We start from the raw sequence: 12,380 nt of genomic DNA on the forward strand, positions 1-12,380 counted from the left end.
TCGAGGAAGGCTGTAAAATTTGCTGGATATTCTGTACATAATTCGCCACATTTTTTTCAAGGTTATCGGAATAAAAATCTATCCAGCTCTCATACTCCCGAGTGGAAAATTACTATATTAAAAGAGAACAAAACAATAACTCTATCACTCAGGAGGCAGCCATGATAAAAGTCGAAGACATGATGACGCGCACCCCCCATACCCTGCTGCGTTCACACCTACTTGCCGACGCAAAACATACCATGGAAGCACTAGATATTCGCCACGTTCCAATTGTCGACGCTAATAAGCAGCTACTTGGCGTGGTTTCTCAACGTGACGTGTTGGCCGCACAAGAATCGAGCTTACAGCAAATCCCAGAAAACCAGTCCTTCACTCTCAATACACCACTTTATGAAGTGATGAAAACAGGTGTCATGACGGTTTCTCCTCAAGCAGGATTGAAAGAAAGCGCCATCTACATGCAGAAGCACAAGGTTGGCTGTCTACCTGTGGTCGAAAAGGGTCAGTTAGTCGGTATTATCACTGACAGTGACTTTGTTGCCATCGCTATCAATTTGCTAGAACTGCAAGAAGAAGCCGAGCCTGAAGAAGTTGAGTGATAATAAAAAAGAGCCTCATAAGTTATTATGAGGCTCTGTGCTTTACCAAATTATTTAAGTAATAGGAGTGGCCCTAGGTCACCACCGCCACAAGTTTCAGCATTGCGTGACTGGAAGCGGTGCTTAACGCGCATTTCAATATCATCAATACTTTCTAGGTCAACAATATCACCATATCTATCACTTAGCTTTACGGAAAGCCTCCACCCTGAAGCTGCTACACTTCTTTCTTTAAACGAATATGTAGGGTTTAGCAATTCTGAATTCTTGTCATAGCTAAGCATGATATTTGCTTTCATCTGCTGGCGGTAACTATCTTTTGCGAAAAAGCCACCATTGGATACATCCCAGAAACGAGCAGAATAAGCAATTAGCTCGTCCTTAACACCATCTTCGTTGTCTGTAAGAGCACCTGGTATACGACTACGCATATAGTTATTCCCGCCGTAGGTTAAATAGGCAGGTGTCGATACTTCTCCAGAAACATCATGGCTTACAACTAGGTTAAGGGAGACTGCATCAATCTTATCCAAATATGTACCAGCATCTAACAAGCAAGTCAGATCTCCTTCATCTGCAACAACTGGCCCTTGGAAGAAATTGGTCCTAGGTAGCTCTTTAACTGTACTAAACTCAGCTGTGAACCAATAATCGGTCCCGACTCGTCTAGAAAGCTGCTGTAGTTTAGCTTTAAAAGCTTCGTCAGCAGTAAGCATTTCTCCTGTTCCGTCAGGCGATGGGTACCACATTGTTTTTCCTCTCAGAGTATCAACGTACCCAAAGATATGCTTTTTCAACGATACGGTATCAGTCGCTTCTTGAGTTGCTCTAAAGTTCCTCACATCATCGAAGCGCTTGAGAGAAGCAAAGTAATCGACAAGTTGCTGAATATCCTGAATCTCAAACACCGAGTTTTTATCGAACCCCCTAGTTCGATCGTAAAAAGGTTCTTGCCATTTATATTCCAATGCCTGAACGGCATAGAAAAGCCACTCCTGTAGCTCTACAAAGTACAACTCAGCTCGCAGTGTCTCAGCAGTCAACTCACTATAGTGAAGTGGATCTGCATAATACCTCTCAGCTTGGCGTACCTCATTCTGATTCAACTGAGCAATTAAGCGACGAGCTTCAGAGCTAAAACCTATCAATCTTTCTACTTCTTGTTCCAGATAAACAAGAGATTTAGCAATATCGACTTTTGTCGTTTCTAACTCCAAGGTGAGTGCTTTGATTCTAGCTTCAGAGTTTATATCTAAAAGCCCACGTTCTAAGCCCCTAATCGCAGCACGCTCAAGAACAGCTAAAGTCTGAGTATAATGATCTGATTGATCAGCTGGCATGTTTTTTAGGTTTGATTTTAAATCTTCTAGCGCCGCCAGCAAAACAGGCATGTCAATTTGACCTGAGCTATTCACGAATCCTTTTAGAGTCTCTAAAGATTGCTTTGTACTCTCAGAATTAATAACCGCATGCATATTGGTTGCAGAAGTTTGACTGTCTTTAATTAATTTACTAAGAAGAAGTTCATTCCTACCAAACAAAACTGCAATTTTTTCTACTGCATTACTAACCTGCTTTTCTTTTTCAATTCTTTCTAATTCAATTGAAATATTCTCAGAGATGGATTGATGCGCCGTTTCGGCTCTCTGCACAGCTAGCTTTGCTGCCTCTATGCTCACCTGTTGCTGAACAATCAAGCTACCTTTTCGGCTCGACTGAGATTGAGAGTCACACGAACGAGAATCACCTTTTTCTAGAGTACATCCGAGAAGCGCAAACAATCTATCATTCAATACACGTTGTTCTTTAGAAAATGTTTGTCTGAATATATCTCTCTGATATTTGTAATTAGCACGTGCTTCCTGTGCTTTAATGAGTGCTTGCTGAGCTGTTGTGACTAGTCCATATTGTCCCTCAAGCATAATTTCTATCGCGTCAAATGAATCATGAACAACGCTACCTTGTGGCTTGTACCCCTGTAACAGTAAGACAAAATCATCAGGAAGCCCCAAATAGTTGCCATTACCTCTTAACCATTGAATTATTGCTTTAAGCTGCTGAGAATAACTTTCAAGCTTAGCCTTTTCTGACGACAGCATGAAATGTGTTTCACTATGACTCTCCAATAGTGCACTTAACTGAGACTCCTTATTTAAAACCAGTTCGAGTACAGTTTGCGCTTCGTTCGCTAATTGGACTTTTTGCTCACTAGAATCCGCATATATAGCTTTAACCTTACTCAAATAAGATTGTTGCTCTACCAGCTTATTCATCACTTGATACACAAGAACTACATCTTTATAGCCAACAACTAAGGGCTCTCCCTCATAAACTGGCGAGTGTTGACCTTCCCCATTTAAATAAATCGCACTTTGCAAATCGCGCTTGGGAACTGCGGTGATAAATGCTTGTGTATGATTCTCAACCAGATTCCAGTATTCGACTAATGTTCGCTGAAGAATATCGACCGCTTCTTGGCGGCTCAACTCAATATCAGAAAGACTTGATTGCTCAATCCAACGTATTCTAGATTCATCGATTGAGCGATTCGCGAGAATATAATCAGCCGCTGCTCTATCATAGTAAACATCTATTAGCGCTGATTCTAGGTAAGCGAGATCTGGCCTAAGTGATAAGAAGCCTTCTAGAACTTCAATAGCATTATCAGCTTTGTCTTTCTCTACAGCGCCCCACAAATCACTATAACTTGATACCTTTTCATTATTTGATATAGCAGAAATAATATCCCCAGTTTCAGGGTCTAAAGTGTACATTCGTTCTAAATAACGAAAAGCTGCCGTATCTTTAACCTCTGGGTTACTAGAATACCTAGAGTACAATGATGACATAACATCTTGTATGGGTGAGTGCTTTTGAGCTATTTGAGACAGATTTATCGTACACTGACCATCAACGTTCACACCTTTTTTACAAAAATGAATAGATGGTTCAAGCAGCACTTTTGAACATAAGCTCCCGTTTTGAGTATAACCATTAGAACAGTGCTCTAGACGAGGTCTATCCACAACTTTTTTCCGTATAACCTCACTATCAGAATACCAGCTACCACTTTTGACAACTCGACTAATCCCATATACCCACCCATCTGCATGTCTATAGGATGAAAGATAACCTCCTTCATAAACCTTACTCCCTTTCCAATAAATTACTTGCTTACCAGAGCTATTCCTATATACCAAAGAGGAATTAGGGTAATACCTACTACCATTTGGAGCAATTTTAGCTGGTGAGTAATACCTTTCCGTCAAAGTTTTACGGCAAGAATTTCCGTTCATTTGGTAGCCAGAAGGGCAAGAATAACTTAGAGTTTGTGTCACTGTTTTGGTACATTTTTGCTTATCAGCACTCAATGAAAAACCATCTTCACACTTTAGTGATATAGGTTCAAATACCTCTTTCTCACAGTTATTTCCTTTTTTATTAAACCCATCAGGGCACGTATAATAAATAAACTCGTCACCATATGGATACGACTCCTCGATAGTATCAGAAGCATATGTCCTAGCAGATAACATTATTAAGAGCATAAAAAGCCCTACCAAACTTTGTTTAGTATAATTCATTTTTTATCTTTTACTTTTGAGTTATAGACAAATTGGCATTATAGCCAATCATTCATTCTGTTATATTTCTTATATTCATATTCATCTTTTAGAGACTTAATAATCCCGATACCAAAAACCAAATTCAATGCACAAGACGAAATTAGCAAGTCAAAGTAATCAGCATCCTCGCTATTTTTAGAATGCCAAATACTGTTGACCTCTCTTAGGTAAATAAATGAGTCATAAAATGATAATAAAATAAGACTAAGAGATAAAAACACCAAAGCAGATATGAAAACCATTATTATTTTTGACTTGCTGATATCCTTGGTTAAAAAGCAATTGTCATACCAGCCTATGACTAGACAAAGTGGGAATACAATAAAACTAGAAATAAAAACTGTCACATGTATTTTTTCTATCGATTGACATAAATAATTTTCAACACTAGCACTAAAATACATCTCATATTTTATTGCCTGACAGTATCCATCTACGTCAAAATAAAATAGGTGCCACAATAAAAACAATAAAAACATTAGCGCACCAAGCCATAGAATTCTCTGTACAATCAATCTCATCACTACTCTTCCGACTTATTTACTGACGACTCTGTCGCATCACTTTGCACATTTTCAACACCATTAGAATTTGAGGTACTATGTCCTCTGGCTCTATTATCATTTTTGTCTCCACCAGAGCCTGTGCCATTGTTGTCACTAGTTTCATTATTACCACTGGCTACCACTGCAGATAATGTTGTAGAAAGTGTCGTGCTCATTGCTACTTCTTTTGCAACAGTATGAGGGTCCTGTTTAGGTACCATTCCTGTCGCTACACGTCCTTGTAGGTTATTAGGCACAGAGCCTTGTAAAAATTGCCCATAAGGCTTAGCGTCATTCCACATCTTTTTTACCGCTGTATTACTAGAAGGGCCAACGGTCGCCCCGATTAAACAAGCTGTTGCTGCCGAGTCTGGCTCAAAACCTTTATTTATCACTGAATCTGCCGCGATCCCAGATACACAACCTGAAAGTGCTTTAGCCGCAGCACCACTCCCAAAACCTATCGCTCCAACACCACCCGCTATGGCTCCTGTTGCAAAACTATTCCAGCTAAATTCCTTACCCGCGAGCATATCCATAGCCACGTTAACGGTTCCCCCAATAGCGGCCCCCAGAGCGACAGCTCCAAGGTGAACAATAAACTCACCTTCAGGGTCATGGTACATGATAGGGTTGCCGCGAGCGTAAGCATATGGTGACCATTGCTGAGGATCGGTGAACCGGTCTGAGTGATAAAAAACAGGATCGGGAGTAATAAATTGCCCGTGAGACGTATTCAAATACCTTTGCTCAAAATAGCCGAGGCCAGTCTCAGAATCCCTTTCTTTGTCTGAGTACCGATAATGAACCTCACTACCACGTCCCAATTCAGCACTGACTTTACCGAAAGGCTGATAACTTAAGGCGCTTAGCACGCCACCATTTTGGTCCAATGTCAGTTCAGTCGAATGTTGATGTTGCTTAATAAAATATTTATCCGCCGAAAATGTTCCTGAAGCCTGAGTTGACACAGCAATTCTTTGATTCTCAATACGAGCGTACTTATATATACGTCCATCTCGAATTTCGACATTGGGAAATAGATAAAACACAATGTGTTCTTTTCCCGACGAATCGGTAAACTTTTTGGCAGTACGCTGATTATGGTGATCATAGGCATACTTGGCGCTCATACTCGAGCTAGTCGCAGAGATCATACGGCTAGAATGATCCCATTCCAGAGTATGATCTCCGGAACTGATTCGGTTCCCGATCGCATCATAGCTATACTTTTGGTTACCTGCTTGAGTCAGAGCGTTGGGGCCTGACCTCTTATTAGAATCTGAGTGAACACCCGGAATCTCTGATGCCTCTCCTCCATAAAGCATATTGCGAACAACATTTGAACCTGTAGCCTGTTTGGATTCAGATAACTGGATTAAGTTTCCAATAGGGTCAAAGCGATACTGTCTGCTAGAAGTTACATTTCGGTTGCTATAAATTCGATACCAATCGTCATACTCAATCGACTGTGTCTGATCCAGCATCTTCCAGCGAGATGCTTCCCCTAACTCTTTTGCAATAATCGACTTTTCGGACTGAGTTCTTTGGTCCTCAATAAACGTGATGTTAGACGCTTCATCGTATTCATAATGTAATGATTGAAGATAAACGGAGTCTTCATCTCTCCACGTTTCAGTTTCAATCAACCGATCTAAATTGTCATAAGCAAAGCTTCTTGTTGTCCCATTATCTAACTTCATCGACGTTATTTTTCCGGAAGCTGAATACGTCAATTGAGAAGCAACACCGCCTAACTTTATGAGCTCCCCCCCTTTACCAAAGACGTAGCTAAGAAAAGTATCATCAGGGAAAATTTCTTTAACTATTTGACCTGCACTATTGAACTCTTTTTGCATTACATGAATATTAGAAGTTGTCCCAAAAGCTTTTACCTCCTTAGCGATATAATTCCTATTACCATTGGTGTCGTAACCGTAAGCAACTGAGCCTGACTCATTGCTTACCGAAGATAAACGTCCAAGTAAGTTGGCCTTTCGGCCACCATCACTATCATAACGATACTGAGCAATTTCTTTAGCTCCCATTAAATCAAAAGACAGCTCTTCGTAAGGGCTACTTGGTACAACCTCACTCGCACGGTAATATTTAGCACTTATTCTGTTTGCACCATCATATTGATAAAGCCTTTTAACTCCTCTCGAATCGACTTCAGTAATCAACTTGCTAGCGGAATTATAACGACGCCAAATCTCTCCTCGGTTAGGGTCACTAGCGTACACCTCTCGGTTTAACCCGTCATACACCATGTGTCGTTCATTGCCATAAGCATCAATCAAACGAGTAAAGTTGCCTAGCCCATCAAAATCATATTGAGTGTTCCACTCTTGAAGACCTCCTCTCTCCCCCGACTCATCGACACCAACTATTTCAGAAATCAAGCGCAGCTTCCCTAACCCATCAAAATACATATGCTTTCCAGCCCCTGAGTGTTTTCCTCCAGATAATGTTTGCGCTGTGTCTTGCACCCAAAGTGCCAAGGGGTAGTATGTCCTAGACGTATAAGTAGAACTTTGTGTCGCTGTTGCCGGGAAGCTTTGCGTTAGTAAACGGTTAAGCCCATCAAAGCTGCTTTCGATAGGATCTTGATGCTCCCAAGTATGAAAGCTAAGGCTTGATGAGAAATAAGGGAGGTATTCTTGAACAACATTTCCTCTCGCATCGTAAACATTACGCTTGTTTACCCTAAATCCGTCTTCTGACTCTTCGACCTTCATCAGCAGTTCACCAGAGCCTCCGAAGTATGATCGACTTCTCTTCGCAACTCCTCCAGCTTCAATTCGCTGCTCTGTTTCAATCCAGTTGACATGTGAGTCTTCAAACTCTGATTGGTATCCGTATTTAAAGGATCGCGTTGGCATGGAGGTGCTATCATTCGGTTTAACAACAGAAATAAGCCGCCCTAAACCATCATACTCGTAAAACGTTGTATTCTGATTAAAATCTGTATAACGACTCACTACTCCGTGCGTCATATCGAAACCAGCGGAAACAGACAGTCCAATACCCCCTAACTGAATAACCTCAGACACTGGATAGAGGCCATCTTTAAAACGAATGCTCCTATAGTGGCCCGGCTCAATTCCATATAACGGGTCTAATATCTGAATGGTATTTCCATACTGGTCGTGCTTATAACGCGAGGTATAAATCCGTTCACTAGAATAAGCGGGATTAACCCATTGAACATGGGATGTCAGGTTACCATTTGTAACTCGTCCTAAATTGCTTAAAGCATGCGTTTCATCGTCAAATAGCCATTGTTGTTTAGAAAGCACCTTTTTAGAGCCATCTTGCACAATTTCTTCAGTTAGGCGATTTAGTTGCCAATTGTCTACTGATTCTGAATTGCTGGAGCTGAATGTACGTAAGGTTTCTTTTTCATCAACAAACTTGTTATCTAATCTTCCCCAAAACATCTCCCTAGTCTGATTTCCATAATTGTCATATTCGTAATCCCATACGAGAGTAACGGGCTCTTTCGTGCCTTTCTCAATAACTTGCTTTTCTAACTTAGATAAATGTGAGTAAGTAACCTGACGTCCATCAAATGTATCACTGAATAGAGTTTTCGTATCCCAGTCAAATTTCTCTTGTGAATAGACTTTGTTATCTGGTGAAGAAACAGTTATTGAAACAGCTTTTCCTCTCAAGGATTTTTTCTCTTTACCTGAAAGAAATTCGTATTTAGTAATTAAACCTTGAGTATTTGGAGTAGATGGCTCTATCACTTTAGTTTTGAGAAACCCCGTAAAACGCCTTTCACCTGGGGAATAAAAACTATCGTAATATCTATAAAGTGTATTAGCTTGATGTTTTTTCGGGCGGCTTTTATCAATAGTTATAGTGCTATTAACAACAGGAATGGAAATTGGAGATACCACCTTCCATGGGCTTCCCCTCATTTCTTCTTTTTTCATTTGACTCGAGCTAGGCTCATAAGAAATATTCGTTATTAAACCTATACCATTATCTATACTAGCTAATAAGTTGGCTTGAACTCCATTTGCAAGTGAAATATAAGAAAATGACCTGTCACGTTTTCCCGGACGATACCAAACAATATCGGAAACAGAATCACCATCAATATCAGCAAATTTAACGACAGTTGGAGCAAATCCTCCGTCATGCTCGATAGTTTGACCTTTTCCATATGTCCACTCGGACGAATCATCCGAATATCCAGTGTTAGGCCACAATGTCACTGTCTTTCCATTTAGGTAAATGAGATCTACCATACCATCATGGTTAACATCGGAGAGTCGTAAGCTCCGGGTATCAAACAATTGCTTTCCTATGGCACTAAAGTCAGCGACATTAATAGCTTCTCCAAAACCATTCACTCCTTTGCCAGGGAAGTAAGTCATTTTGGTTCTACCTATATGAATAAGATCAGAAAGATTGTCCCCATTGATATCTGCGAGAAAAGTATCTGGGCTACCTAATTTGACGCCTTCACTTCCGAAAGGCATCTGCATCGTAGTTGCTATATCCCAACCATTACCATTGTTAACCGAAATGGTATGGGAATGAACGGTGCCCGATGAACTAGAGTTGGTCGAAAAAATGTCCGGGAGTCGATCATTATTTAAATCAACAATTTTTGCTGAATCTGAGTCTGCATTAATCCCAGTTCTGCCGTAGCGCGCAGATACCTCCCAGCTATGAGATGTGTTAAGTGAATAGGACTGTCCGCTAACTGAAGTTAGCGTTAGGATATCGACTCGACCATTACCATCAACATCAGCCCACTTAACACGTTTATCTGACAGCTTTAAACGTGTGTAGGTTCCCATTCTCTCCATCGGAGAAAAAGAAACGTCTTGATTGTCGCCGAGACCTTGATTTAACCAATATGTATGTTTCGATGCGCCAGTATTTATTACATCAGGTAAACCATCAGCATTAATATCAATAAAGTCAGTATCAGGGCTAGATAATGGGATTGTTTTTGCTGATGGTACATACTTTGTTACAGGATTATCTATAGAAAAGCTGGTATAAGTATAACTAGTAGGAGGGCCATAAATAGAGCCATCACCTGCGTTTTTTCTAACTTTTACTAAACGTGAAAGAGAGTTCCAATCAGTTATGCTATCGTATTTAAACTCATAACTAAAAACCTTCTCCCCGTAATTAAAAGTTGATATGTTTTCAATTCTAAACCTTGTTTCTACAGAGAATGTTGATCTATAAGAAAGTAAAATATCAGGCCTAATTTCATACTCAAAAAGCACTTTGCTGATTCCATCGTTATAGCTAATGCTCTCTAAGTAAACGGCCGTCGTTTCGTCAAGCTTTGTATATTTAAACTCTACGAGATTTCCATTTGCATCACGCATGCTTTCAATATACCAACGAAAAGTTTTTTCCCCACTAGAGATAGTGGAGTCTAGCTCTTTACCAAACTTCCACAAAGAACCATCTGGTAGATATACATTCCATTCATTCCCGAACTTTACATAGCGAAGAAATTTCCCTTCGATCTCTGCTCTATACTCGTCCTTAGAAATCGCGACTAAGTCTTCACCATCATTATTTACAAAATAATCATTACCATCAATATAAGAAGGTAAGCCGTCTGTTGTTTTTCTTTGAATAAATGGAAGAGATAATTTCCTTCCAACACCTAAAATACCATTCCCATATCCACTATCGTACTGTATAGATAGCTTTGGCGAGTAATCATTCCTACCTTTAGGTAGTTGAATAGATAATGTATCCGTTGATGAACCTGTATTTAGTCTAGTTTTAAACCCTTCACCTAACCCTTGTATTGTCCCCGGACCACTCGGTAAGGAAATAACATTTGATGACACTCCGGACTCAGAAGAAAAAACGGTGATGGAGTAGAACAGAGTACAAATAAAAACAGCAAAACGGCGCATAATATAAGGTTATTAGTCATCATCAAGGCCGTGAATTATCAATAATAACAATAACCAGACAACAAAATATTTACAGAACGAATGCCCATTTTGAAGCTTGTAAGGAATTTATATAAATTATAATGATACAAATAATAATATCTGAATAAAAAAAGAGCGACTTAATGTCGCTCAAAGCATGTCAAAGTTTATGCCTAAACAGAATATCGATGACCGAAGGCTAGCAAGTGAGAGCCTTGGTCATCATGACAGGGATACTTTAGAACTGGTCCTCTTCTGTTGAGCCAGTCAGAGCCGTGACTGACGAGTTGCCACCTTGGATGGTGTTGGTCATCTTGTCGAAGTAGCCTGTACCCACCTCTTGCTGGTGTGCAACGAAGGTGTAACCTTTCTCTGCTGCTTGGAATTCAGGGCGCTGTACTTTTTCAACGTAGTGGCGCATACCCTCACCTTGTGCGTAGTCATGCGCAAGTTCGAACATGTTGAACCACATATTGTGAATGCCCGCTAGTGTGATGAACTGGTACTTGTAGCCCATGTCAGAGAGCTCTTGCTGGAATTTAGCAATGGTTTCTGCATCCAAGTTTTTCTCCCAGTTGAATGAAGGAGAACAGTTGTACGCAAGCAGCTGATCTGGGTATTCAGCGTGAATCGCTTCTGCAAACTTACGCGCTTCTTCCAGACACGGTGTTGCCGTTTCACACCAGATAAGGTCAGCGTATGGTGCGTAAGCTAGGCCGCGAGCAATCGCTTGGTCAATACCTGCACGTACACGGTAGAAACCTTCTTGAGTACGGTCGCCTTGAATGAAGTCTTTATCGTATGGGTCGCAATCGGAAGTCAGTAGGTCTGCTGCGTTTGCATCCGTACGAGCGATAACCAACGTAGTAGTGCCAGCTACGTCAGCTGCCAGACGAGCTGCAACCAGCTTCTGAACCGCTTCTTGAGTCGGAACAAGAACTTTACCGCCCATGTGACCACACTTCTTCACGGATGCTAGCTGATCTTCAAAGTGAACACCTGCCGCGCCAGCGTCAATCATCGATTTCATTAGCTCGTATGCATTGAGTACGCCACCAAAGCCGGCTTCTGCATCTGCAACGATTGGTAGGAAATAGTCGATACCACCTTCATCAGCAGGAGACTTACCGCCAGACCATTGGATTTGGTCCGCACGACGGAATGAGTTGTTAATGCGTTTAACCACTGAAGGCACTGAGTCAACCGGGTAAAGTGATTGGTCAGGGTACATAGTCGATGCAGTATTGTTATCTGCCGCTACTTGCCAACCTGATAGGTAAATCGCTTCAATACCCGCTTTCGCTTGCTGCACCGCTTGACCACCTGTCAGTGCACCCAAACAGTTTACGTAGCCTTTCTTAGCATCACCGTTGACCAAAGACCACAGTTTGTCTGCACCGCGCTGCGCAATTGTGTTGGCTGGCACCATCGAACCGCGCAGTTCTACGACTTCTTCTGCTGTATATGGACGCTTTACATTTTTCCAGCGTGGGTTAGTTGCCCAGTCTTTTTCAAGAGCTTCGATTTGTTGGCGGCGAGTTAAATTAGTCATCGGTCTATCCCTCTATTGATGTGCGCTGCTATTTATTGACAATACGGGCGCTGTTTTTATTTTTTCTCTGGCGGTACATCCATCTCCGCCTCGGAATGTTCACGTTACTGATGTTGTTATTGATT

Annotated in this window: 5 protein-coding genes; 1 reads left to right on the forward strand and 4 read right to left on the reverse strand. The window is 41.1% G+C overall.

What is annotated here, in order from left to right:
* The first annotated feature begins 161 nt into the window (after positions 1–161).
* Positions 162–602, forward strand: coding sequence for a CBS domain-containing protein (locus VIC_RS10815; protein ID WP_006959761.1), 441 nt, complete (start codon positions 162–164; stop codon positions 600–602).
* A gap of 50 nt (positions 603–652) precedes the next feature.
* Here VIC_RS10815 and VIC_RS10820 read toward each other — a convergent pair whose 3' ends face one another.
* From VIC_RS10820 to aceA, 4 genes are all read right to left on the reverse strand, one after another.
* Entirely contained in the window at positions 653–4,186 is a 3,534-nt protein-coding gene (locus VIC_RS10820) for a hypothetical protein (RefSeq protein WP_006959762.1), read from the reverse strand.
* Positions 4,187–4,224: 38 nt separating this feature from the next.
* Entirely contained in the window at positions 4,225–4,749 is a 525-nt protein-coding gene (locus VIC_RS10825; RefSeq protein ID WP_039951746.1) for a hypothetical protein, read from the reverse strand.
* A gap of 2 nt (positions 4,750–4,751) precedes the next feature.
* Positions 4,752–10,682, reverse strand: coding sequence for a SpvB/TcaC N-terminal domain-containing protein (locus VIC_RS10830; protein ID WP_006959763.1), 5,931 nt, complete (start codon positions 10,680–10,682; stop codon positions 4,752–4,754).
* Positions 10,683–10,941: 259 nt separating this feature from the next.
* On the reverse strand, positions 10,942–12,255 hold the full coding sequence (aceA, locus tag VIC_RS10835; RefSeq protein WP_006959764.1) for an isocitrate lyase: 1,314 nt from the start codon (positions 12,253–12,255) through the stop codon (positions 10,942–10,944).
* Positions 12,256–12,380 lie beyond the last annotated feature (125 nt).

Origin of the sequence: Vibrio coralliilyticus ATCC BAA-450 (genome assembly GCF_000176135.1) — a bacterium.
Taxonomy (GTDB): Bacteria; Pseudomonadota; Gammaproteobacteria; order Enterobacterales; family Vibrionaceae; genus Vibrio; species Vibrio coralliilyticus.

Bases quoted from the DNA above. Each gene is read 5' to 3' on its own strand.
- VIC_RS10825 (WP_039951746.1), bottom strand. From the start codon at position 4,749: ATGAGATTGATTGTACAGAGAATTCTATGGCTTGGTGCGCTAATGTTT.
- VIC_RS10815 (WP_006959761.1), top strand. From the start codon at position 162: ATGATAAAAGTCGAAGACATGATGACGCGCACCCCCCATACCCTGCTG.
- aceA (WP_006959764.1), bottom strand. From the start codon at position 12,255: ATGACTAATTTAACTCGCCGCCAACAAATCGAAGCTCTTGAAAAAGAC.
- VIC_RS10830 (WP_006959763.1), bottom strand. From the start codon at position 10,682: ATGCGCCGTTTTGCTGTTTTTATTTGTACTCTGTTCTACTCCATCACC.
- VIC_RS10820 (WP_006959762.1), bottom strand. From the start codon at position 4,186: ATGAATTATACTAAACAAAGTTTGGTAGGGCTTTTTATGCTCTTAATA.